Annotated in this window: 21 protein-coding genes and 2 riboswitches; of the genes, 1 reads left to right on the forward strand and 20 read right to left on the reverse strand. The window is 35.3% G+C overall.

The features are described from left to right. The 20 genes from O5O44_RS15650 to O5O44_RS15745 form a co-directional block, all read right to left on the reverse strand. Window positions 1–1,101: an acyloxyacyl hydrolase gene (locus O5O44_RS15650; protein WP_289195144.1), complete on the reverse strand. Its 1,101-nt coding sequence runs from the start codon at window positions 1,099–1,101 to the stop codon at window positions 1–3. A gap of 34 nt (window positions 1,102–1,135) precedes the next feature. Next, entirely contained in the window at window positions 1,136–2,092 is a 957-nt protein-coding gene (gene metF / locus O5O44_RS15655; RefSeq protein ID WP_289195145.1) for a methylenetetrahydrofolate reductase [NAD(P)H], read from the reverse strand. Window positions 2,093–2,234: 142 nt separating this feature from the next. Continuing rightward, complete coding sequence (locus O5O44_RS15660; protein ID WP_289195146.1) at window positions 2,235–2,468, reverse strand: hypothetical protein; 234 nt, start codon at window positions 2,466–2,468, stop codon at window positions 2,235–2,237. Between the two features lie 5 nt (window positions 2,469–2,473). Next, entirely contained in the window at window positions 2,474–5,146 is a 2,673-nt protein-coding gene (metH, locus tag O5O44_RS15665) for a methionine synthase (protein WP_289195147.1), read from the reverse strand. A 17-nt stretch (window positions 5,147–5,163) separates the two neighbouring features. Further along, window positions 5,164–6,171: a homocysteine S-methyltransferase family protein gene (locus O5O44_RS15670; protein ID WP_289195148.1), complete on the reverse strand. Its 1,008-nt coding sequence runs from the start codon at window positions 6,169–6,171 to the stop codon at window positions 5,164–5,166. A gap of 49 nt (window positions 6,172–6,220) precedes the next feature. Then, a riboswitch (SAM riboswitch) is annotated at window positions 6,221–6,331 on the reverse strand. A gap of 79 nt (window positions 6,332–6,410) precedes the next feature. Beyond that, on the reverse strand, window positions 6,411–7,301 hold the full coding sequence (gene cysM / locus O5O44_RS15675) for a cysteine synthase CysM (protein ID WP_289195149.1): 891 nt from the start codon (window positions 7,299–7,301) through the stop codon (window positions 6,411–6,413). Further along, complete coding sequence (gene epsC / locus O5O44_RS15680; protein ID WP_289195150.1) at window positions 7,285–8,028, reverse strand: serine O-acetyltransferase EpsC; 744 nt, start codon at window positions 8,026–8,028, stop codon at window positions 7,285–7,287. The genes cysM and epsC overlap by 17 nt, the downstream gene beginning before the upstream one ends. A gap of 131 nt (window positions 8,029–8,159) precedes the next feature. Then, window positions 8,160–9,212: an NAD(P)/FAD-dependent oxidoreductase gene (locus tag O5O44_RS15685; RefSeq protein ID WP_289195151.1), complete on the reverse strand. Its 1,053-nt coding sequence runs from the start codon at window positions 9,210–9,212 to the stop codon at window positions 8,160–8,162. 1 nt (window position 9,213) lies between these two features. Further along, window positions 9,214–9,798 (reverse strand): precorrin-2 dehydrogenase/sirohydrochlorin ferrochelatase family protein, encoded by a 585-nt coding sequence (locus O5O44_RS15690; RefSeq protein WP_289195152.1) that lies wholly within the window; start codon window positions 9,796–9,798, stop codon window positions 9,214–9,216. Between the two features lie 3 nt (window positions 9,799–9,801). Beyond that, the gene (cobA, locus tag O5O44_RS15695) at window positions 9,802–10,563 is read right to left on the reverse strand and encodes a uroporphyrinogen-III C-methyltransferase (protein ID WP_289195153.1); all 762 of its coding nucleotides are present in this window, start codon (window positions 10,561–10,563) and stop codon (window positions 9,802–9,804) included. Window positions 10,564–10,575: 12 nt separating this feature from the next. After that, a complete protein-coding gene (locus O5O44_RS15700) occupies window positions 10,576–12,669 on the reverse strand; it encodes a ferredoxin-like domain-containing protein (RefSeq protein WP_289195154.1) in 2,094 nt (697 codons plus the stop codon). A 48-nt stretch (window positions 12,670–12,717) separates the two neighbouring features. Next, entirely contained in the window at window positions 12,718–13,965 is a 1,248-nt protein-coding gene (locus tag O5O44_RS15705; protein ID WP_019387745.1) for a sulfate adenylyltransferase subunit 1, read from the reverse strand. 127 nt (window positions 13,966–14,092) lie between these two features. Continuing rightward, window positions 14,093–14,998 (reverse strand): sulfate adenylyltransferase subunit CysD, encoded by a 906-nt coding sequence (gene cysD, locus O5O44_RS15710; protein ID WP_019387744.1) that lies wholly within the window; start codon window positions 14,996–14,998, stop codon window positions 14,093–14,095. Between the two features lie 10 nt (window positions 14,999–15,008). Continuing rightward, window positions 15,009–15,629 carry a phosphoadenosine phosphosulfate reductase domain-containing protein gene (locus O5O44_RS15715; RefSeq protein ID WP_019387743.1) on the reverse strand — a complete coding sequence of 207 codons (621 nt, stop codon included), beginning with the start codon at window positions 15,627–15,629 and terminating at the stop codon, window positions 15,009–15,011. Window positions 15,630–15,638: 9 nt separating this feature from the next. Next, a complete protein-coding gene (locus O5O44_RS15720; protein WP_026010050.1) occupies window positions 15,639–15,896 on the reverse strand; it encodes a DUF2061 domain-containing protein in 258 nt (85 codons plus the stop codon). Between the two features lie 161 nt (window positions 15,897–16,057). Beyond that, window positions 16,058–16,477, reverse strand: a complete 420-nt coding sequence (locus tag O5O44_RS15725) for an RrF2 family transcriptional regulator (protein ID WP_289195155.1) — start codon at window positions 16,475–16,477, stop codon at window positions 16,058–16,060. Between the two features lie 80 nt (window positions 16,478–16,557). Continuing rightward, on the reverse strand, window positions 16,558–17,730 hold the full coding sequence (locus O5O44_RS15730) for a trans-sulfuration enzyme family protein (protein ID WP_289195156.1): 1,173 nt from the start codon (window positions 17,728–17,730) through the stop codon (window positions 16,558–16,560). 37 nt (window positions 17,731–17,767) lie between these two features. Continuing rightward, window positions 17,768–21,166, reverse strand: coding sequence for a bifunctional aspartate kinase/homoserine dehydrogenase I (thrA, locus tag O5O44_RS15735; RefSeq protein WP_289195157.1), 3,399 nt, complete (start codon window positions 21,164–21,166; stop codon window positions 17,768–17,770). Between the two features lie 127 nt (window positions 21,167–21,293). Next, window positions 21,294–22,568, reverse strand: coding sequence for an O-acetylhomoserine aminocarboxypropyltransferase/cysteine synthase family protein (locus tag O5O44_RS15740; protein ID WP_289195158.1), 1,275 nt, complete (start codon window positions 22,566–22,568; stop codon window positions 21,294–21,296). Between the two features lie 119 nt (window positions 22,569–22,687). Continuing rightward, a riboswitch (SAM riboswitch) is annotated at window positions 22,688–22,808 on the reverse strand. A gap of 263 nt (window positions 22,809–23,071) precedes the next feature. Beyond that, a complete protein-coding gene (locus tag O5O44_RS15745) occupies window positions 23,072–24,616 on the reverse strand; it encodes a hypothetical protein (protein ID WP_289196453.1) in 1,545 nt (514 codons plus the stop codon). A gap of 148 nt (window positions 24,617–24,764) precedes the next feature. On the opposite strand from O5O44_RS15745, the gene O5O44_RS15750 reads away from it, so the two are divergent. Then, window positions 24,765–25,940 (forward strand): 2-isopropylmalate synthase, encoded by a 1,176-nt coding sequence (locus tag O5O44_RS15750; protein WP_019387736.1) that lies wholly within the window; start codon window positions 24,765–24,767, stop codon window positions 25,938–25,940. Window positions 25,941–25,962: the final 22 nt, after the last annotated feature.

Below are 25,962 nucleotides of genomic sequence, written 5' to 3' on the forward strand. Positions count from 1 at the left end.
TTACAGTCTTATTCCAAGTCCAAATTCAACACCTTCAGCCTTAGCACCGTGCGATTTTAGAGTTAACGAACCAAACCATTTCTTTGAAATGTATCGTTTTAACCCTATTCTAAAATAGGTTCTTCCTTCAAAATCAAAAGGATAATATACATAATACCCCAATTGGGTGATTAACGATGTTTTATTAATGAACAATTCATGTCCTGCGAAAACACCAATACGCTTATGGTCTTCATCACCTGAAAGCCCCTTGTTAGGAAAAGCTACACTCTGATAATAAATTAACTCTTTCAAAAAGTTAGAAAAAAACACATCGGTTCCTAGCTGAAATGCACTTGATTTATTAATACGCTTATCGGCATAGGCAGATATAACATACATAGCATATTGTCCGCTACCAACAACATCGCTCTCATTAATTCCAGACCTAAAAACAAGGTTGTATTTTAGAGGCTCAGAAAAATCCCGATCCGCCTGTTTATCTAAAGTATATTGGTATTCTATATCGGTATCGTCTAAATTATAGGTTACACCCAAATTAAAGGTAATCGAATTGGTTCCGTTGTTAGGCGATTTCACATTCGCATTTGAATAATGTACCAACGAAAACCCAGCTTGCAAACCAAATCTATCAATAATGCGCTCTTTTTTGTAGTTAAGCATTACATAGGTACTACTCCCAAATGTAGAGCCAAAGGCCACATTTTTAAAGTTGGTATCTATATCATATGGATTGGTATTGTATGACAAACCTTGCCCAATTCTAAACATTAAATGACGCTTTAAAAAGTAAAAGTTGTAATGTGCGTAAAGCGCAATATTGTTTCCTAAAACATCGTTTTTCATATTCTGATAAGTCAACGAAACCCCATAGTCAGGATAATTAAATCGTTGCTCCCAGTCTTGAAAACCATAAGTTTTTTTATTCCAAGCTAAAATAACACCTTCAGGATGTCCTTTAATTAAATGAAGAATTTCATTGTTATGAAGCGCAATATTCCCGCGAAAATAATTAACATCTACATAGGATGTATGCGTCTTATCTTGAGAAAAAGAAAAGCTAAAAACAAAACAAAAAACACAAACAAGTATTTGGCGCATAAATAGGTGTTACGCAGCAAAAATAACTTAATTATTAAAACAATGCCGATGCAATGGATTTAATATTGTCGCTTTTACCCATAGAATAATAATGTAATACTGGCACACCAGCTTCCCTCAGCTCTTGAGACTGCTTAATGGCCCACTCGATTCCAACTTGTCTTACCGCTTTATTGTCTTTACATTTTTCAACCTCAACAATTAATTCTTCAGGTAAATCAATTTTAAATACTTGTGGTAATAGTTGCAAATGACGCTTTACTGCAATTGGTTTTATACCCGGAATAATAGGCACATTTATACCCATGGCTTTAGCCGCTTTTGCAAACTCAAAAAACTTGTTATTATCAAAAAACATTTGTGTAACTACATAATCTGCTCCAGCATCAACCTTTTCTTTTAATCGTCTTAAATCGGTTTGTAAAGAAGGTGCTTCCATATGCTTTTCAGGGTAACCCGCAACACCAATGCAAAAATCAGATTTATGCTCCGTTTCTATCACATCATGTAGATATTTACCCGTGTTTAAATTCTGAATTTGCGCGACCAATTCGGTTGCGTATTCATGTCCGCCAGCGCATGCTTTAAAATACTTTTCATGGCTCATGGCATCACCGCGCAACGCCATAACATTCTGTATCCCAAGATAATGACAATCTACTAAAACATATTCCGTTTCCTCTTTAGTAAATCCACCACAAAGCACATGTGGTATGGCATCCACATTATATTTATGCTGTATAGAAGCACAAATACCAACCGTTCCAGGGCGCATTCTTGTAATTTTTCTATCTAAAAGTCCATCACCTTTATCAATATAAACATACTCCTCGCGCGAAGTGGTAACATCAATAAATGGCGGATTAAACTCCATTAAAGGGTCAATATTATTATACAATTCCTGAATATTTCTACCCTTCTGTGGTGGTATAATTTCAAACGAAAACAACGTTTTTCCTTTCGCCTGTTTTATGTGATCTGTAACCTTCATAACTCGTATTTGTCATTCCCGAAAAAACGGAAATCTCATCAGTTTTATTTTTATTTTTTTAGCGTTACCACAAGGGTCGCGCTTTATACTATATCTTTTTCTCGTCCCTCAAAAAAGGATGTCGTTTCAATCGCTAACGCCGCTAAATCAAAGCTTTTTTAACCTCAGCAAAAGCCTCTTTATATTCCCAATATATCCATCGTCCATCCACATAATCCGTTAAAATATACTTATCACTAATAGATTTTATTCGAGAAACCGCAACAATCTTCTTTGAAAATGTATCCGAGTGTACATGCTCTAAAACTTCTTTGTTCTTGTCATCATATCCGTGCGATATCACATAACTCCCTAAAGTTAATTCTATAAATTCCATATCTTTTATTCTGCAATATTTGGGTGCAACCACTTTCTGGCCTTTGCTTTTGTTATTCCTTTTCGTGTTGCATAATCCGTTACTTGATCGTCGGTAATTTTACCTAGACCAAAATATTTGGCTTCCGGGTTTGCAAAATAATATCCAGAAACTGCTGCTGCAGGCCACATGGCTAAACTTTCGGTTAATTTTACACCTATAAGCTTTTCCACTTCTAGTAGTTCCCAAATGGTTTCCTTCTCTAAATGATCAGGACATGCCGGATAACCCGGAGCTGGACGAATGCCTTTATAACTTTCTTTAATTAAATCGTCGTTAGTTAAATCTTCATTGGCTGCGTAACTCCAATGCTTCACTCTTATTTGCTTGTGCAAATATTCGGCGAATGCTTCGGCAAACCTATCGGCAATAGCCTGCGCCATAATAGCATTATAATCATCCTCTTTTGCACGATAACTATCAGCCAATTCTTGCGCTCCAAAAATTCCAACACAAAACGCTCCTATATAATCGGTTTTACCAGTTTCTTTGGGTGCGATAAAATCTGCTAACGCATGATTAGGAATCCCTTCACGCTTTTTTAATTGCTGGCGTAAAGTTCTAAAAACGGCGACTTCCTTTCCTTTTTTCTGAACAGTAATGTCATCGTCATTAATCGAATTTGCTTCAAATAATCCAAAAACCGCCTTGGGTTTTAGCAATTGTTTAGCAATAATTTGCTGCACCATGTCTTTAGCATCTTCAAAAAGCTGCGTAGCTTGTTCACCAACAACCTTATCTTTCAGAATATCTGGATATTTACCGTGTAGATCCCAACTTCTAAAAAACGGGCTCCAGTCTATGAAAAGTTCCAATTCTTTCAAACTTAATTGTTTTAAAATCTGAACGCCAAGTTCCTTTGGTTTTACAATTTCCGAAGTTTCCCAATCAATTTTATATTTTCTGGCTCTAGCTTCTTCAATTGAAATATATGATTTCTCTTTGCCTCGTTTTAAAAACTTGGTGCGAAATTCGTCATAATCCTTTTTTAATTTCGCTGTATACTCGTGTGTGCCTTTCTTATTTAATAAATCGCCCACAACCGTTACCGCACGTGATGCATCGTTAACATGAACTACGGCTTTATTGTATTGCGTATCAATTTTTACAGCGGTATGTGCTTTTGATGTTGTAGCACCACCAATTAATAATGGTATTTCAAAATTTTGACGCTGCATTTCTTTCGCTAAATACACCATTTCATCAAGCGATGGCGTAATTAACCCAGAAAGTCCAATAGCATCAACACGCTCTTTTATGGCCGTTTCTATGATTTTTTCAGGCGGTACCATCACCCCTAAATCTACTATTTCATAATTATTACATGCCAATACTACACTTACAATATTTTTTCCAATATCGTGAACATCGCCTTTAACAGTAGCCATTAAAATTTTACCAACTGGTTCTTGCTTATCAGTTTTTTCAGCTTCAATAAATGGATTTAAGTAAGCCACAGCTTTTTTCATGACCCTAGCCGATTTTACAACTTGTGGCAGAAACATTTTTCCTGCACCAAACAAATCGCCAACCACATTCATACCAATCATTAAATGCCCTTCGATAACATCAATAGGTTTTTCGGCTTCTTGTCTTGCTTGTTCAATGTCTTCAATAATAAAAGCATCAATACCTTTAACTAAAGCATGGGTGATACGCTCTTGTAACGGATTTTCTCTCCAAGATAAGTCTGCACCTGCTTCCTTCTTTGACCCTTTTACGGTTTCAGCAAAATCTAATAAACGCTCAGTGGCATCATCTCGTCTGTCTAAAATCACATCTTCTACATACTCTAATAAATCTTTTGGAATATCATCATAAACCTCCAATAACGCAGGATTTACAATACCCATATTCATTCCAGCTTGTATGGCATGATACAGAAATACAGAGTGCATCGCTTCACGAACACCATCATTACCTCGAAATGAGAATGACACGTTGCTAACGCCTCCGCTTACACTTACATTTGGTAAATTTTCGCGAACCCAACGTGTGGCTTCAATAAAATCGATAGCATTACGCCTGTGCTCATCCATTCCAGTGGCAACAGGAAATATATTTAAATCGAATATGATATCTTCTGATGGGAAATTTACCTTGTTCACCAAAACATCATACGATCGTTTGGCAATTTCAATTCTTCGTTCATAATTATCGGCTTGCCCAACTTCATCAAAAGCCATGACAATCACAGCGGCTCCATATCTCTTTATTTGTTTTGCTTCCCAAATGAATTTCTCTTCTCCTTCTTTTAACGAAATGGAGTTTACAACACATTTTCCTTGTACTACCTGAAGTCCAGCTTCAATAATTTCCCATTTTGAACTATCAATCATGATAGGTACACGACAAATATCTGGCTCAGCGGCAATTAAGTTTAAGAAACGTACCATTGCTTCTTTTCCATCAATTAAACCATCATCAAAATTAATATCGATAATTTGTGCGCCACCGTCTACTTGATGACGTGCTATATCTAAGGCTTCATCAAATTTTTCTTCTTTTATTAATCGTAGAAATTTTCGAGATCCCGCGACGTTAGTTCGCTCTCCTACATTTATGAAATTGCTATTTTCGTTTAGAACCAAAGGTTCCAAACCAGATAATTTCATGTATTTTGTTTGTTTAACTTTCATTTTTTCTAATGAGAATCTTAGACTGCGCTCAGAGTTGCAAATTCACGAGGTTTATATTTAGCTGCTATATTTGCAATAACGCGAATATGCTCTGGACTTGTTCCGCAACAACCACCAATAATATTAATTAAATTCTTCTTTAAATATTCTTCAATCTGTTCTCCCATTTCTTCAGGAGTTTCATCATACTCACCAAATGCATTTGGTAAACCGGCGTTAGGATGTGCAGAAATTGCAAAATCGGTTTTACTAGCAATAGCTTCTAAATGTGGTTGAAGTAAATTGGCTCCCAAAGCACAGTTGAACCCTACAGATAGCAAAGGTATATGAGATACTGAAATCAAAAATGCCTCAGCCGTTTGTCCAGATAAGGTTCTTCCCGATGCATCGGTAATTGTACCGCTTAACATAATTGGAATATCGATTCCGCGTTCTTCTTTCACTTCTTCAATTGCAAATAATGCTGCTTTGGCGTTAAGTGTATCAAATACAGTTTCAACTAAAAGCAAATCTACACCGCCATCTACTAAAGCCTCTACTTGTTGCTTGTAAGCAATTCTCAGCTCATCAAAAGTTACGGCTCTATAGCCAGGGTCGTTTACATCTGGAGACATACTTGCCGTACGGTTTGTTGGCCCTATAGAACCTGCGACAAATCGTGGCTTATTTGGCTCTTTAGCTGTGAACTCTTCTGCTACTTCTTTAGCTATTTTGGCCGATTGATAATTTAATTCATAAACTAAATCTTCCATTTGATAATCAGCCATGGCTATGGTTGTCCCTGAAAACGTATTGGTTTCAACGATATCTGCACCAGCTTCAAAATATTTTCCATGAATGGTTTTTATAGCTTCAGGCTGTGTAATAGACAACAAATCGTTATTACCTTGCAAAGGCGTTGGGTAATCTTTAAAACGTTCGCCTCTAAAATCGGCTTCTGTAAATTTATAAGCTTGTAGCATGGTGCCCATGGCGCCATCTAAAACTAAAATTCGTTCTTTTAATGCTTGTTGTATACTCGACATTTGATAAATATTATCTGTATGTCATCAAGAAAAGTCAGGGATTTACTTTTCGTTATCTGTCCAGTAAATTAATTACTGGTAGAACGTAGCACCTTTCCCGAAGTTCGGGAGGTTGCCAAGGTTTCAACGGGTCTATTCCCTCTACCTTTCTTGATAACATTAATACGTTAATGAACTGGGATACAAAAGTACTAACTATATTGCTTTATTCACACGAAATTTGCAAAAATTGTTATTTCTTAATCAAAGAGTGTGGACGATAAATATCTATCTCCGCGATCGCAAATAATGGCTACTATAACGCCTTTATCTATTTGATTTGCTATTTGCAGTGCACAATATACTGAACCACCACTACTCATACCTGCAAAAACGCCTTCTTCTTTGGCCAATTTAATTGTAGTTGCTTTAGCATTTTCTTCTGAGACATCTACTACAATATCAACCTTTTTAGGGTCAAAAAATTTCGGAACATAATCAGGTGACCATTTTCGAATACCAGGAATTCTTGCACCATCAGCAGGTTGTGCACCAACTATGGTGATTTTTTTATTCTGCTCTTTTAAATAAGTAGATGTTCCTGTAATGGTACCAGTTGTGCCCATGGCAGATACAAAATGGGTTATTTCGCCTTTAGTAGCCTTCCATATTTCAGGGCCTGTTGTTTTATAATGCGCCTTCCAATTGTCATCATTTTCAAACTGATTTAAAAGCGTATATCCTTTTTCGTCTCTTAGTTGAAATGCCAAATCTCGCGACCCTTCAATTCCAATATCTGAGGATGTTAAAATAACTTCAGCTCCATACGCGCGCATGGTTTTTACACGTTCTTCGGTTGAATTCTCAGGCATGATTAACACCATATTCAGGCCTAAAAGTTTCGCTATGAATGCAAGCGCAATACCTGTATTACCGCTAGTAGCCTCAACTAAAGTACCTCCTTTTTGGATATCACCACGTTTTAAAGCTTCATTAATCATGTTGAAGGCAGGCCTGTCTTTAACGCTTCCGCCAGGGTTATTGCCTTCTAATTTTAAAAACAATCGCACACCCTTTTTTTTAATTAGATGAGTTGCTTCAACTAACGGCGTATTTCCTATTTGACCAATTATACTATTCTCGAATTCCATTTTTCTTTGGTCTTATTTTAATTTCTGTTTGATAGGTAACTAAGGAGTTTTCAGGTACGGATTGAGTTATCCAAACGTTTGCTCCAATGATGCTATTAGCACCTATTACAATATCGCCACCCAAAATAGTCGCATTAGCATAAATACATACATTATCTTCTATGGTTGGGTGTCTTTTTATTTTGGCTAAATCTTTACTCACTTGAATACCTCCTAAAGTTACCCCTTGATAAATTTTAACTCCATTTTTTATGATTGAAGTTTCTCCAATAACAATTCCGGTGCCATGGTCGATATAAAACGACTCACCTATTGTGGCCCCTGGATGTATATCAATACCTGTAATGCCATGAATATATTCAGTCATCATTCTAGGAAGAATATGCACGTTCAACTTGTATAATGCATGACTTAATCTATAAATAGAAATGGCGTGAAACCCAGGATAAGCCAGATAAATTTCTTCCAAACTATGAGATGCAGGATCATTACATTCAAAAGCAATGGCATCCAAGTCTAATTTTTTTCTTATTTGCGGAAGCTCTTTTTGAAATGCTGCCCAAATTTCGTCGCCATTATCAATGTTTAAAGCTGAAAGAATTTTTAAAAACGTAGATTCTAAATACTCACCATGAGCCTCTTCTTGCTCGCAGTCAAACAATGAATAAAACAATCTTTTAGTGAAGGTTTTAACGGTATCTTTTAAGCAAACATTATAACTTTTCATGTGTTTTTAAATTATAGGCCTTTCGGCTGCTAAAAATAAAACTATTCCTTTTAAATCTTAAATTTATTAAAAACTAAATCCTGCTAAGAAAAAACTAAGCAGGATTATTCTAAAATATCTTGTGTTTATAGTTAATTTATAGCTTGTACTACAGCTTTAGGAGCCTCTTTACGAGAACCGTCAAAGCCATCTATTCCGCTTACAGTTGTATATTTTAATACGTACTTTTTTCCTGGGTTTATAATTCTATACGCTGCTTGACACATTAAAGTGGCTTCATGGAAACCACAAAGTATTAACTTTAATTTCTCAGGGTAGGTATTCACATCGCCAATCGCAAAAATACCTGGAATATTAGTTTGATAATTTGCTGCGTTATTCACCTTTATGGCATTTTTTTCAATTTCTAATCCCCATTTTCCAATAGGTCCTAATTTTGGTGATAATCCGAATAAAGGAATAAAATGGTCCGTTTCGATTTGAAACGATTCGCCATCTCTCACATAAGTTACGGCTTCAATTTTTCCATCGCCATGCAATTCTTTAACCTCAGCAGGCGTCACTAAATTAATTTTACCCGCTCTAGTCAATTCTCCAACTTTTTCAACAGAATCTAAAGCTCCTCTAAATTCATTTCTTCTATGAATTAAGGTTACTTCTGAAGCGACATCGGTTAAAAAGATACTCCAATCTAAAGCAGAGTCTCCACCTCCAGAAATTACTACACGTTTATTAACATAAAATTCTGGATCTTTAATAATATACTCAACACCCTTGTCTTCGTAATCTGCAATACCTTCAATGGCAGGTTTTCTTGGTTCGAAAGAGCCCAAGCCTCCTGCAATTGCCACTACTGGCGCATGGTGTTGCGTACCTTTGTTTGTTGTTACGATAAAGGAGCCATCATCTTGTTTCTCGATGGTTTCAGCTCGTTCTCCTAGAGTAAAACCAGGTTCAAATTGCTTGCCTTGTTCAAGCAAATTGTTTGTTAAATCTCCGGCTAAAATTTCTGGAAAACCTGGAATATCATAAATTGGTTTTTTTGGATAAATCTCTGAACATTGTCCACCTGGTTGTGGTAATGCGTCTATTAAATGACATTTTAATTTTAATAATCCTGCTTCAAATACAGTAAATAAACCTGTTGGTCCAGCACCTATGATAAGTATATCAGTCTTAATCATTTTATGATTCTCTTTTTTGTATTAATCCTTTGGTGAATTCATTTAATGTTTCCACTTTTTCTTCGAAATCACCTTTTATTGTTTTTCTATATTCATTTAAATTTTTCACTAAATCGTCGACGTTTTCAGGAATAACATCCTCGAAAAACTGTCTGAGACGTTTAGCAGTTGTTGGCGATTTTCCATTGGTTGAAATCGCTACTTTTACATTGCCTTTAGTTACGATACCTCCCATATAAAAATCGCAATATGGTGGATTATCTGCCACATTAACCAATTTAGCTTCTGCACGACAATCTTTCCAAACCTGAATATTTACATCTGGTACATCTGTCGTTGCAACCACTATATGCTTGCCAAATAAATACTTTTTTTTGTAAATATCTTCAACCAAAGTTACACAACCTTTTTTTGCAAGTCCTTTGGTACCTTCTCTAAACATAGGAGACACCATAGTAACCTTTGCGTCAGGGCTTGATTTTAATAAGAACGTTAATTTTTCTTCAGCGACATTTCCTCCTCCTACAATAAGCACATTCAAGCTTTTTGCTTTTAAAAAAATAGGGTATAAATTATTTCTTTCCATAATTTACTCCTGAATCACTTCTTTATAAATGGAACCTAAAACTGCACGTTGTTTTACAACTTCACCAATAATAATTATAGCGGGATTTGCTAATTGTTTTTCTTCTACTATATCTTCAATAGTACTTATTATTCCGATGCCAACATTCTCATTGTTTCGCGTTCCGTTTTGAATTACAGCAATAGCAGTATCCTGCTTATTTTCATTTGAAAATATTTGAACAATTTCTGATAATTTACTCATCCCCATCAATATTACAACCGTAGCTGTTGATTTCACAGCCAAAGCAATATCATCTGACAATTGATGGTTTTTAGTTGTTCCTGTAATAACCCAAAAACTTTCTGAAGCACCGCGTTTTGTTAAAGGAATACCTTGATAAGCGGGTACCGCAATAGATGACGAAATACCAGGAACCACGTAAGTTTCTAAACCAAATTGGCGCACAAAATCAATCTCTTCTGCGCCACGACCAAAAATAAATGGGTCACCACCTTTTAAGCGCACCACATGCCCTTTTTCTTTGGCTTTTGAGACGATAAGTTCATTAATTTGTTCTTGTTGAAAAGCATAACATCCTTTGCGTTTCCCTACAAAAATAAGCTCCGCACTTTCGGCAGCATATTTTAGTAAAGATTCGTTTATAAGCGCATCGTATAGAATGACATTCGCCGATTCAATTGCCTTAATTGCTTTAAGGGTAATTAAATCTTCATCTCCAGGGCCTGCACCTACAACTGTTAATTTTGGGATATTAATACTCATTTTAAATATCGCTTATGCCGATTTCTTTTGTTCTGTTTCTCTAAATGATCTTACTGCCGCCAAAAATTTATTAGCACTAGTAATATAATTTAAAGCAAATTCTTTACTCGGCGTATTCTTATTGATTTGATAAATTAAATCTGAAAATGAAGTACCTAAGTTAATTTTTTCACTTTCAACAAATATTTCATCAAATTGAGAAATGATGCCAGCGTGTGTATTTGTTTTTTTGTTTTCGGCTAATAATAACGCTTTCGCGGAATTAACCAAAGATTGGTAAGTATAATAAATTGCTCCTGAATACACACCATCTTCGAATGAAGTTTTAGCATTTTCAATTTTCTCTTCACTTTCAAAAAACAAAGTTGCAATTAAATCTATAACTACACCAGCACATTCGCCAATTCCTATTTCTTTTACATATTTCTCATCCTCACCCCAATCTATAAAATCTTCTTGAGTTAAATTGGTGGCATCTTGCAAATCATTCAATAGATCGTAAAAATAGCGTTCTCCTTTTTCTTGATAGTAATCTACAAATGCTTTTCCGTTGGCATGAGCTTCAAAATCATTTAAGATTCGGCGTAAAGCTTCTGGCCCTCTTCTACTAGGTACTTTCGCCACTTTATCTGCAAAAGTTGCGTTGCCATCACCTTGATTACCGCCACCAAGCAACACTTGTAAAGCCGGTGCTACCAACTTATCTGGTGTTCTAATCGTCATCCCTTGAAAGCCAATATGTGCCATATTGTGCTGCCCACAGGCATTCATACAACCACTAATTTTAATGACTAAATCGTCATTTTTTAAATATTGTGGATATTCTGCTTTTATCACACGCTCTAATTCTTCAGCAATACCTGTACTACTTGCAATACCTAGGTTACAAGTATCTGTACCTGGACAAGCCGTAATATCTACTGCTTTATTATAACCCGCCTCTACGAAGCCTAACTTCGCTAATTCTTGATAGAAGAAAGGCACTAAATCTTCTTTTACAAAAGGTATTACGATATTTTGTCGTAATGTTAAACGCACCTCACCAGCGGCATAATTATCTACTAAATTAGCCAATAATCTGGCTTTGTCCGTATAAAAATCACCTAAAAGCACTTTTATTCCAATGGCAACATAGCCATCTTGCTTTTGTGGAATAAGATTTGTTGATTTCCATAAATTAAAAGCCTCTTGGTCTTTAATTTCAACCTGTGGAGTTTCAACCTCTACTGGTTTTGAAGCTTTATAAGCATCGGCGTCTATTGCCACACTTTTAAACTCAATGGCCTTTTGTTCTTCTGCAATTAAATCTTTAAATGCTTCTAAACCTATATCTTTTACTAAGAATTTCATTCTCGCTTTAGCACGACTTTTACGCTCGCCGTAACGATCAAAAACTCTTAAAACGCCTTCCATTATTGGAATTATTTTATCGGTTTCAATGAAATCATATAATACATCTGCATGTCTTGGTTGAGAGCCTAAACCACCTGCAACCATCACTTTAAATCCGCGAACGCCATCTTTTGTTTTAGCAATATATCCTATATCGTGTAAATATGACAACCCGGTATCTTCGTCAGTCGAAGAAAAAGACACTTTAAATTTACGTCCCATTTCTTGACAAATTGGGTTACGTAAAAAGAACTTGTAAAGCGCATCTGCATAAGGAGACACATCAAAAGGTTCGTTTGGATCAATACCTGCGGTTTCAGAAGCCGTTACGTTTCTTACCACATTGCCACAAGCTTCACGCACCGTTACTTCATCCTTTTCTAATTCAGCCCAAAGCTCTGGAGTTCTGTCTAAATCTACGTAATGAATTTGTATATCTTGTCGTGTAGTAATATGTAAACGACCACGAGAATATTCATCAGACACCGCAGCAATTCTTCTTAATTGATTACTCTTTAACTTTCCGTATGGTACTTTAATACGAATCATTTGTACGCCTTCTTGACGCTGACCGTAAACACCACGAGCCAAACGAAGACTTCTAAATTTTTCTTCATCAATTTTACCATTATGAAAAAGCTCAATTTTATTGGCTAATTCAATGATGTCCTTTTGGACTATCGGATTTTCTATTTCTGTTTCAAAACTTCGCATGCTATACCTGACCTTTTCTTTATTAGAAAAGAATTTTTAATTTATGTTTTACTGGATAAAACCAGCTCCTACTGTATTGTTTGATTGTGTATCGATAATAATAAACGAGCCATTCGTTCTATGATTTTTAAATTGATCGTAGAAAATTGGCTTATTTAATTTGAACGTTACCGAAGCAATATCATTAATAGCTAAACCGGTTACACCTTTTTCAAAACCAGAATAATCTGGATTGATTTTATGATTGATACGTTCCACTTTGGCTAATACTTTGTTGATGCCATGTTGTACAACGTACTTGCCACCAGGTGTTAACTCATTGGTATCCATCCAGCATACGTTTGCTGTAAATTGCTTATCGATTGTTGGTAAATCGCCTTCTTTTACAATCATATCGCCACGACTTACGTTAATATCATTCTCTAAAGTAATAGTAACAGACGAGCGTCTTGAAGCCGTTTCGTATTTCTCATCATAGAAATAAATATCTTTTATTTTAGAGCGTGTTTTCGATGGCAACACAATAATATCATCACCTACACTTAAATCGCCACCATAAACTTTTCCTGCATAACCTCGGTAATCATGAAATTCTTCAGTTTTCGGACGAATAACATACTGTACAGGGAAGCGTGGTGTACCCACATTAAAAATATCAGCTTTATCCAATTGCTCTAAATGCTCTAATAAGGCTTCACCTTTATACCAAGGCATTTTATCTGTTTTGTTTACTACGTTATCTCCTTTTAAAGCACTTACTGGGATGAAAGTGATTTTCTGGTCTTGGTAATCACGCTTACTCATTAATTCAGAGAAATCTGCTTTAATTTTATTGTAAACTTCTTCAGAATAGTCTACCAAATCCATTTTATTGATAGCTACTACAACATCCTTAATTCTCAATAAATTATTGATAAAGAAGTGACGATTGGTTTGCTCAATCACCCCTTTTCTTGCATCTATTAAAATTATTGAAGCCTGCGAAGTTGAAGCGCCAGTCACCATATTACGTGTATATTCCACATGGCCCGGTGTATCTGCGATGATGTAACTTTTTTTCTTTGTAGAAAAATAGATGTGCGCTACATCAATGGTGATTCCTTGTTCTCTTTCGGCAACCAAACCATCTGTTGCTAACGAAAAATCTAAATAATCGTATCCGCGTTGCTTACTTGTTTTCTCAATAGCTTCTAACTTATCGGTTGTTAAAGATTTTGTATCATAAAGAATACGACCTATTAACGTACTTTTCCCGTCATCTACACTTCCTGCTGTTGCAATTTTTAATACTTCCATTTTTTATCGACTGTTGGCTATTGGCTTTTAGCTATTGGCTAATTCCAAACACCTTATTTTAAATTCTTATTTGTTTTGCTAAAGGCTCAACGCCAAAAGCTCAAGGCAAAATTTTCAAAAGAAAATTTTAAAAGTACCCTTGTTGTTTACGTTTTTCCATAGCTGCTTCAGATCGTTTGTCATCTATACGCGCGCCTCGTTCTGAAATTGTTGAATCTCTAATTTCTTCAACAACTTTATCAATGGTTGATGCTTCTGATAGTACAGCTGCAGTACAACTCATATCACCAACGGTTCTAAAACGCACCATTTCTTCTATAACTTCTTCATGATCATCTCTATAAACCACTTCATCATCAGCAGACCAAATCATACCATCTCTTAAGAACACTTTACGTTTATGTGCAAAATAGATTGAAGGAATTTCAATGTTTTCTTTTTCTATATAAGACCAAACATCTAATTCAGTCCAGTTTGAAATAGGAAATACTCGTACATTTTGTCCATGCTCAATCTCGCCGTTTAACATATCGAACAATTCTGGACGTTGATTTTTTTCATCCCATTGACCAAAATCATCACGTACAGAAAAAATACGTTCTTTTGCTCTGGCTTTTTCTTCATCTCGACGTGCTCCACCAATACATGCATCAAATTTAAATTCTTCAATCGCATCTAAAAGCGTTGTTGTTTGCAACATATTTCTACTGGCATAACGACCAGACTCTTCTTTCACTTTTCCTTCGTCAATAGAATCTTGAACATTACGAACTATTAATTCTAAACCTAGTTCTTTAACCAAGCGATCTCTAAATTCAATAGTCTCAGGGAAATTGTGCCCTGTATCTATATGCATTAACGGAAACGGTACTTTTGCAGGGTAAAATGCTTTAACAGCTAATCTTACCAAAGTAATTGAATCTTTTCCTCCAGAAAATAAAAGCACTGGTTTTTCAAACTGTGCTGCTACTTCTCTCATGATATAGATTGCTTCGTTTTCTAGCGAATTTATATGTGATGTGTCTTTCTTCATAATCTATTTTTTAAGCGTGTAAACCACACTCTCTGTTTTCTAATGCTTTAGTGGGATCGAAATATTTAAACTCGTTTGGCAAATTGTTTTCTTCTAAATAAGTGTCTAATTTTTCATCAGACCAATAATAAAACGGACTTACCTTTAAAACGCCATCTTTACTTAAACTAAAAATACCGATACTGTTTCTAAATGCTGTTTGCCCTTGACGCAAGTTTGTAAACCACACGTTTGGCTTATGCTCTTCCATGGCTCGTTTAAAAGGTTCTAATTTTACTTGCTCTGTAAATAAAGCATGTTCTGGAGCATCAACTGTTGGAATACCCATAACTACATCGCGGTGTGCCGAAGTTTGTTTTGGAACATATAAAAACACATTTAAATTTAAATCTTTAATGACCTGTTCTGCATGTTTATAAGTTTGAGGTGTGTTGTAGCCTGTATCACACCAAACCACAGGGATTTTAGCTTCCACAAGACTTACAGCGTGCAAAATTGCTGCTTCGTAGGGTCTAAAATTTGTAGTAACTACTGCGTTATTATTTAGCTCAAAAGCCTTCTGAATAATTTCAGATGGCTTAGCTTTTTCAAAACTTTTGTTTAATTCTTCTATTTGACTTTCTGTAAACATATTGTAAACTTATTTACCCCACTTAATTGAATTCCAAATGCGTTCGTGAAAAAAGTATAACACCATTTTAGTCACTAACTCTATGCCACCAATTGAAAATGCTAGGTCTAGTTTCCCAGTTATTACCCAAGAAATTAAAATCGTATCTAAAGTTCCGATAGTTCTCCAGCTAAGTGATTTGACCACACTTCTTAATGGTTTTTCATTAGCAGTATCCTCTTTATAAGTCGACTTTTCTTTTTCCTTTGTTAACATTTGTGCAAACATTTCTAATTGTTTTATATTAATCCTATCGATTTAGTAGGGATTACAAAAGTAAAACTTTTTATTACATAAAAAAGAATTTTGGAAACTTTTTAGAAATATGAAAAATTTTAAGGAATAAGTGCGAAATATTCTTTTAAAAGCACTTGTTTGTTGTGAAATTGTTATCTGTTTGTATTAGACAAATCAGCCAAAGTGGTATTTCTAAATACTTTAAGAGTGCTATCACGAACTTCAATCATTAATTTATGAACGCTACATTTATGTTCATCGGGGCAGTCGTCGCATTTTTCATAATAGTTTAAACTCACACATGGAACCATAGCAATAGGGCCTTCTAAAACGCGCATAACTTCGGTCATTAAAATTTCCGAAGGTTCTTTTCTGAGGTAATAACCACCGTGTTTACCTTTCTTTGAACCTAAAATTCCAGCCTTTTTCAGTGTTAGCAATATCCCTTCAAGAAACTTAGAAGGAATTTGTTCGCTTTTTGCAATCTTACTCACTTGCACAGGCATATCGCCTTCATTTCTCGCAATGAACGTGAGTGCTTTTAAGCCGTATTTAGTTTTTTTAGATAGCATTTTGCTAATATAGCGATTTTAGAAAAGTCATTTCTATCCTATAAAGAATAGAGATTAATATTAAGCTAATTACTTGATTTCTAATCCAGTGCCTGTTTCAAGTCTTTAATAATATCATCAACATGCTCCAGTCCTACAGATACGCGAACCATACCGTCACTGATACCTGCGGCGGCTTTAACTTCTGGCTCCACCTTGGCATGCGTTGTACTTGCCGGATGAGTTACAATGGTTCTGGTATCTCCTAGATTAGCAGACAATGAACACATTTTAATGGCATCTAAAAACGTTCTTCCTGCTTCTATACCTCCTTCAACTTCAAAAGCGACAATATTACCGCCTAATCGCATTTGCTTTTTGGCAATATCAAACTTAGGGTGCGACTTTAAAAATGGATACTTCACCCATTTTACCTTAGGGTGTGATTCTAAATAAGTTGCCAATTTTAAGGCATTTTCACAGTGTTTATCCACTCTAATCGCTAGGGTTTCTAAAGATTTAGACAAGACCCATGCATTAAACGGACTCATTGATGGACCTGTTAATCTTGAAAATAAATAAATTTCTCGAATGAGATCTTTTTTGCCAACAGTTACACCTCCTAATACTCGTCCTTGACCGTCCATTAATTTGGTAGCTGAATGAATTACCAAATCTGCTCCAAATTTTATAGGATTTTGCAAATATGGTGTGGCAAAGCAATTATCAATCACCAATAAGAGATTGTGTTTTTTGCAAATAATGCTCAGCGCCTCCAAATCTAAAACATCAACCCCAGGATTGGTTGGTGTTTCTGCGTAAATAAACTTTGTATTTGGTTTTATTAAGCTTTCTATATCTTCAACTTCATTGATGTTAAAGTAAGAACATTCAATATTCCATTTTGGAAAGTATTTTGTAAACAAACCATGAGTTGCTCCAAACACAGAACTGCAAGACACAACATGATCACCAGCATTTAGTAAGGTAGCAAATGTTGAAAACACGGCAGCCATTCCACTTGCGAAAGCAAAACCGGCTTCTGCCCCTTCCATTAAACACACTTTATCTACAAACTCGTTGACGTTAGGGTTACTATATCTACTATATAAATCTCGTTGCTTCTCTTCTGCAAATGAGGCTCTCATTTCTTCAGCATCATCAAAAACAAATCCTGATGTTATATACAAGGGTACAGAATGCTCTGAAAACTGCGTGGTTTCAGACTGGGTTCTTATCGCTTCTGTTTCGAAATGTTTTTTATTCTCTTTCATTTTATTGTATGAGGTTTCGAGTGCGCTCAACCTAACTTTAATTTATATGCTTAGACAACCTTAGGATATCTCCAAAAACGCCTCGTGCCGTAACTTCTGCTCCTGCTCCTGCTCCTTGAATAACTATAGGTTGCTCTCCATAACTTTCGGTAAATATTTCAAAAATCGCGTCACTTCCTTTTACGTGCCCTAAGGTACTATCTTCTGGGATAGAAACTAATTTCACCTCCAAATTTCCTTTATCTTGAGACAAATCTCCTGATAAATCGCCAACATATCGCAACACATGACCTGGCTCTTGATTGTCTTTTATTTGTTGATACTGCTCATCTAACACATGCAATTGAGATAAAAATTCTTCAACTGAAATATCGCGATAAGCTTCTGGTATTAAATTCAAGACCTCAACATTTTCAAATTCGTTTTGCAAATCTAACTCTCTTGCCAAAATTAATAGCTTTCTTGCCACGTCATTTCCTGAAAAATCTTCACGAGGATCTGGCTCAGTAAATCCTTTATCTACAGTTTCTTGAATAATGGCACTAAACGGTTTGTCTTCAACTGAAAAATTATTGAATAAATAACTCAATGTTCCTGAAAAGACCCCACGAATTCTTGTGATATTTTCACCAGATTCATGTAATAATTTTATAGTATCAATTAACGGTAAACCTGCACCAACAGTAGTTTCGTATAAGTATTGCTTATTATTTACTGCCAATTGCTCTCGTAATGCTGTGTAAAAATCATGAGAAATGGTATTGGCAATTTTATTTGACGACACTAAATCAAAACCTGCCTCAATTAAAGGAATATAATTTTGATAAAACGTTGAACTCGCGGTGTTATCAACCGCAATTAAATTTTCTAAATGATGATTTTTAGCATAAGTTATAATATCGCTAATAGAACTTTCATAAGAACTTGATGCAATAGCATTTTTCCAATCAGATGCTACTCCATTTTTATCTAACAATAATTTCTTCGAATTTGCAATGGCGAACACATTTAAATTTATGCCCTTGCGTTTTTCAATATCATTTTTAGATTTTAAAATCTGATTGATTAATGCACCACCAACACCACCATGACCAAATATGGCAATGTTTATTTTCTTTGAAATACCGAAAATTTCACCATGAATCACATTGACTGCTTTGTGTAATTGCGATTTTTTAACCACTAAACTCACATTCTTACCAGTAACCGTATTGTTGAATAAAAGTGGGGTAATTTGGTTTTTAATTAATGCATTAAATGGTTTATGAAACGAACTTAATTCAATACCAATTATGGAAATTACAGCAACATCATCAACTACATCAATTTTGTTTACATCTTGAGAATAAAAATCGCTTTCAAACTCACGCTCTAATGCAATTACGGCTTGAGTTGCTTGGTCTGCATCAATTATTAAACCGATACCTCTTTCCGATGAACCCTGAGACACGATACTAACACTAATACCGTATTTACTTAAGGCACCAAAAATTCTGGCATCCACTCCAATTTTTCCTAATAATCCGCGGCCTTCAAAATTCAATAAAGCCACGTTGTCTAAAATAGACAAAGAAGTTACCTCTTTATTACTCGGTCTAGCAGTGATTAAAGTCCCTTCATCATCAGGATTAAAGGTGTTTAAAATACGTAAGTTAATGTTCTTTTCAACTAAAGGAATAATGGTTTTAGCATGCAATACCGAAGTGCCAAAATTTGCCAATTCGTTTGCTTCACTAAACGATAATTCTCTAATCTGTTTCGCATCTGCAACCAACCCAGGGTCGGCGGTATAAATTCCACTTACATGTGTATAATTTTGAAGCTCTTCTGCATCTAAAAAATTAGCAAGTAAAGCCGCCGTATAATTGCTGCCATTACGACCTAAAGTCGTGGTTTCGTTCTTTAAATTAGAAGCAATAAAACCAGTAACCACATTAACCACATTCTTGTTTTGACTAAAATAAGCTAGCGTATTTTCTTTAGATAATTTTGATAAAGGTTGTGCATTACCAAAGGCTTCGTCGGTTTTTATCAAATCTCTAGCATCGGTTGCTTGAGCCTCAATACCTTGCTCTTTCAACAAAGCTGTTATCAATTTTACCGAAAGCAATTCGCCTTGGGCCAAAATATTGTCTTTGGTTTTTTTACTGTAATCGCGCAATAAACTTACACCTTCAAAAAGCTTATCTAAAACCATAAATTCTTTTGAAAAATCAATGGTTTTTAAAGGTTCTATTTGGTAATTTTTAAAAGCCTCTAAATTTTCTTTATAAGCTTCACCTTTTAGTGCTTTGTTTAAAATAGCATCTAGTTCGTCGGTAGCGTTGCCTCTTGCGGAAACAACAATACTAATACGCTCTCCAGATTCCACTTTATTTTTTATAATTGAAAGTACAGTATCTAAGCCTTTTCCGTTGGCTAAAGATTTTCCTCCAAACTTTAATACCTTCATAGGTTTTCTTTTAGAATGTGGTACAAAAATGCCTTCTATTATCTTTTCCAACTGGCTGTATTCCATTAAAAAGGCATCATGCCCATGAACCGAATGAATTTCATTATAAGTAACATTAGGATGCGTTAAAGCCAATTGTTTATGGGTTTCACGATTTTCTTCGGCGGTAAAAAACAAATCAGAATCCACGCCAATAATATGAATTTTGGCTTCAATATTTTCAAGCACATTAAAATTACTCGACCTGCCTTTAGTAACATCAATCGTTTTTAACAACTGATTCATTAATTTGTAAGCCGAAAGCTGAAAACGTTCCTGCAGTTTTTTACCATGGTGCAACAGCCAACTCTCTACATTAAAGATTTCTAAATCGTCGTTTTTTGAACGCTGAAAACGCTCTTTAAAAGACTCTGGTGTGCGATAACATAACATCGCATGCATTCTAGCATCATGCACGGGGTGTTTAGAATTTAACAAGAATTGCTCCTGTATCTGGCAATTGGCAATTAACCAATCTGTCGATTTCCAATCGGTTGCTACAACCACCAAATGCTCCGTGAAATTAGGTTGCAATACGGCCATTTCCCAAGCAATACCGCCACCCAGAGAACCTCCAATAGTTGCGAAAACAGTACCCGTTTTTAATTCTTTTAATCCTGTTAAAAACAATTTCGCAACATCTCTAGCCACAAAATCTTTGTAATTATCAATCACAAAACCATCAAAACCATTCCCCGGAATATTAAAGGCCAACACCGTATACAATTTGGTATCAATAACCTTATCGTCGCCTATTAAATCTTTCCACCAACCATCATCGCCAGCAACATTACTATTACCAGTAAGTGCATGGTTAACCAAAACTATAGGTGGCGTTCCAAGCGGTTTACCAAAAACCTGGTAACTCAATTTAATTTCAGGAACAACCGCACCACTTTCAGTTGTGTAGTTAGGTACAATAATATGTTTTAATGGGTGTTTCAAATTTTATTTATTTGGGCGATACCCTGTCGGGTCGGGCTATTCGCTATATCTTTTTTTCATGCTTCAAAAAAGGATGCCGCTACTACCCCTAACGCGGGTACAACCGTCAATGTCATTTTCTAACTCGTTAAATCGTTTTAAAAGCTTCGGTTAAATCTGCTTTTAAATCGTCTAAATCTTCAATACCAACAGACAATCGAATTAAATCTCCAGAAACTCCAGCAGAAGCTTGTTCCGCTTCATCTAACTGTTGATGCGTTGTACTTGCTGGGTGAATAATAAGCGATTTTGTATCTCCAATATTTGCTAATAACGAGAATAGTTTCGTGTTATCTGCAATCTTTTTAGCCGCTTCAAAGCCACCTTTATGTCCAAAGGTAACAATTCCGCTTTGTCCTTTTGGTAAATATTTATCTGCAAGTTTTTTGTATTTACTGCTTTCTAAACCAGGATAGTTTACCCAAGCCACTTCGTCTTGTGCTTCTAACCATTTTGCAAGTGCTAAAGCATTTTCGCTATGTTGCTTGATTCTAACAGGTAAGGTTTCTAAACCTTGAATAATATTAAAGGCATTTGTTGGGCTTAAAGCCCCTCCAAAATCTCTTAAGCCTTCAAGAATTAATTTAAACGTGTAGGATGCAGCACCTAAAGCTTCGTGATATTTTAAACCGTGGTATCCTGCTGAAGGCTCTGTAAACTCTGGAAATTTACCATTTGCCCAATCAAAAGTACCTGCATCAATAATAGCGCCTCCAAGAGAATTTCCTTGACCGCCAATATATTTCGTTAACGAATGGATTACAATATTAGCACCATGCTTTATCGGATTCAATAAAGCTGGTGTTGCTACCGTATTATCAACAATAAATGGTACGCCAGCAGCTTTTGAATGTTTAGAAATTGCTTCAAGATCTAAAACATCCAACTTCGGGTTTCCTAAAGACTCTACAAAAAAGGCTCTCGTATTATCTTGTACTGCCGCTGCAAAATTATCTGGGTTTGATGCATCTACGAAGGTTGTTGTAATACCCAATCTAGGTAAGGTTACGCTTAATAAATTGTAAGTACCACCGTATAAACTACTCGATGCTACAATATGGTCTCCCGCTTTTAACAAGGTTAATAAACCTGTTGAGATAGCTGCTGTACCTGAAGCAAAAACTACGGCTCCAATGCCGCCTTCTACTGCTGCCAAACGTTCTTGTAGAATTTGGTTTGTAGGATTGTTTAATCGTGTGTAAATAAAACCTAATTCTTGTAATGAAAACAGGTTTGCTGCATGATCTGAATTGTTAAAAACATACGAAGTTGTTTGGTAAATAGGTACCGCTCTAGTGCCTCCGGTTACCTTAACATCGTGTCCTGCGTGTAGTGCGTTTGTCGCTAATTTGTGATCGCTCATTTTTCTAAATTTTTTTGAGTTAATAAATTAATTCAAAAGCCAAAATGCATCAATTTTGATGTACTTATATAGAAAAATGTTATTAAGAGTTTTGGAAAATTACTGAAAGTAATTTTCTTGGGTTATCTATCTAAAGCACTTAATATTAAATACTTAAGTAGAATTTAGCACCTTCCCCGAAAACTCGGGAGGTTGCTAAGGCTTCAAAGGGTCTATTCCCTCCACCTTTCTTGATAACATTTCAATAAGTGTTTGAACTTTGTGAATGCAAATATTCGGTTAGAAAAAGTTAATATCCAAATTTTTTCTTGAAAATTTTATTTTAAGTTTCACTATTCATTACCAGACATACCAAAAATAAAGTTTAAAAAAGGCGATGGCTGGCAAGAGCGTAAGGGATTGTAGTGGCTAGCTTTTGGCGAGGCGCCTATCGAGCCAAAACTTTTAACGGAAAGCCCGACCCCATAGGGTAACCTGCCTGCCGGCAGTCAGGCGCCCAAATTTTAAGCGTTAGTTTTTTTAAATTTGTCGCGAATAACATCTCCAATTGGACGGTTTTCTATCTTGGATTCTAGCCACGAAATGATGTCTAGATACAGGAACGCGCGACTTTGATAGGGGTCGTTCTCGAACTCTTTTAGTTTTTTGTGCAACTTGATGAATTCGTTTTTTACCTCATGCGGGTAAATGTCGCCCAAACCACGTAAAAATTTGATGAATTCTTTTTGCACCTCGTACAAATCTTCCATCTTAATTAAGAACTTGTAGGTGCTTTTTATTAAAACATCGAGGTTGTAATCGAGTCCTGCTTCATAATGCGCTACCAAATTTAAAATTCTAGAAAAACACAACAAATCTTCGCGCATCTGTAGTGATTTATTACTAATTATTTTTTCAAGAAAGAAAATGCATTTTTTGGTGTCGCCAGCGCCAAAATACATGCTGGCAATTTTGTAATAAAACACCATAATGTGATGCTCGTCTATTCGGTTTTTGTAGCTTTCTAATCGTTCTAAAACCTCATCAACCAGCTGTAAACCCTCGTTAAAACTGCCTTCTATAAAATGTAAATTAAATTTGTTATTGTAGATATAAAGGAAGGCTAATCCATCAATATTATCGTCTATAGGAAACCATTTTTCTTGGGTGATATTCTCGAGATTTGATAAGGTTTTTTTAAATTTATTATATCGTCTTAGATAGAAAAGTGATTCTAATAAATAATGATTACCGCGAAGAAAAAACACAGGATTTAAGGCAATCATCTCTTTATTTTCATAGAATAAATCCACCCATTTTGAGGCGTATTTATAACATGCTAAAAAATCTACAGTTAAAAAACTGTACCACAAATACGATTTGTAAAGCCATAGTTTTTCTCTAAAACCTAGTTTATTGATGTCGTATTTTGGAAGCCTATCGTGAAAATATTTGGTAATTATTTTATGCTCTTCGTCATTTTTTATATAACCTGTTTTTAAAAACAAACCGTATAACTGTAACGATAGGTTTGAGAGTTTACTCGCCATTACATTTTGTAAACTAAGCTCTTTGGCTTGTATAGAAAGCTCGTCTGCTCTGTTACTTAAACTTCGTGTAATATATTGTGATTCTATAATTTTTTCGAGCTCAACAATCTCGTAAGCTACATTTTTTTCTTCGTGATTTATTGCTAACGTTTTAGCTTTATCTAAAATTTTAAGACTTTGCTTGTACAATCCCTTATGATACAAAATGGTCGCAAAATCTAATTGTTCGCGAATTTGAATTCTAATATCCTGATGCGACGGATTTAATCGTAAACTAATTAATATTTGCTTGTATAAATGTGCTTTTAAATTTGAAAGTTGTTGCTTTTTTACGATGCCTTTTTTTAAAATAGTCGCCTCATCATAAACCGAAAGTTTATCAAGTATATTAAAAAGCATTAAGAATTTAGAGTCTTCATTTACACCCAATCTTCCTACATAGAGCTTAAATTGTCTTTTTTCCGATTTAGACAACGATTTTATTAACACAAATAAATTATCTTTTTGCTCTTTTGTCATAGTCATAAAAACAATATTATTAATCTGATTTTCAGCTATTTAAATCAGTATATATAAGGTTAAACATCGTAAAATTTATATATGAAGTTCTGTATTTAGAAAACCAAAATATACATTCGTATAACAATACGAAAATATATTTTAATAAATGTCTGATAATAAGGTCCAAATTTTTGATACAACACTACGTGATGGAGAACAAGTCCCGGGTTGTAAACTAAACACTGAACAGAAATTAGTTATTGCTGAACAGCTTGATTTTTTGGGTGTTGATATTATTGAAGCTGGTTTTCCGGTATCAAGTCCTGGAGATTTTAAATCGGTTGAAGCCATTTCAAAAATCGTAAAAAATGCTACTGTTTGTGGATTAACACGTTCGGTTGAAAACGACATAAAAGTAGCTGGAGAAGCATTAAAACATGCTAAAAAAGCAAGAATTCATACCGGAATAGGAACCTCAGATTCACATATAAAATTCAAATTTAACTCTAATCCAGATGCTATTATTGAGCGTGCAGTACATGCCGTGAAATATGCCAAAAGCTTTGTTGAGGACGTTGAGTTTTATGCTGAAGATGCTGGAAGGACCGACAACGCTTACTTAGCTCGAGTCTGTGAAGCTGTAATTAAAGCAGGAGCTACTGTTTTAAACATTCCGGATACCACAGGATATTGCTTACCAAGTGAGTACGGAGCAAAAATTAAATACTTAAAAGAAAACGTGAAAGGTATAGATAAAGCTATTTTATCTTGCCATTGCCATAACGATTTGGGGTTAGCAACTGCCAACTCTATTGAAGGTGTTATTAACGGTGCACGCCAAATAGAATGTACTATTAATGGTATTGGTGAGCGTGCTGGAAATACAGCCTTAGAAGAAGTTGTTATGATTTTAAAACAACACCCTTACCTTAACTTAGATACCAATATTAAAACGGAAATGCTATACGGCATAAGCCAATTGGTGTCAGATAGCATGGGTATTTACACACAACCTAACAAAGCTATTGTTGGAGCTAATGCCTTTGCACACAGTTCTGGAATTCACCAAGATGGTGTTATAAAAAATCGTGAAACTTACGAAATTATAGACCCTAAGGATGTAGGTGTTACAGAATCTGCTATTGTATTAACTGCACGTAGTGGAAGAGCAGCATTAGCATATAGAGCAAAAAATATTGGATACGAGTTAACTAAACTTCAGTTGGACGAAATCTATACAAATTTCTTAGATTTTGCCGATAAGAAAAAAGAAGTTGATGATAACGACATTCATAAAATTATAGAAAACAGTAAAGTATATAAAGAGATTACCTCAGCATAAATAAAATAGATTCCCACTTTAA

Origin of the sequence: Algibacter luteus, assembly GCF_030344935.1 — a bacterium.
Lineage (GTDB): Bacteria > Bacteroidota > Bacteroidia > Flavobacteriales > Flavobacteriaceae > Arenitalea > Arenitalea lutea.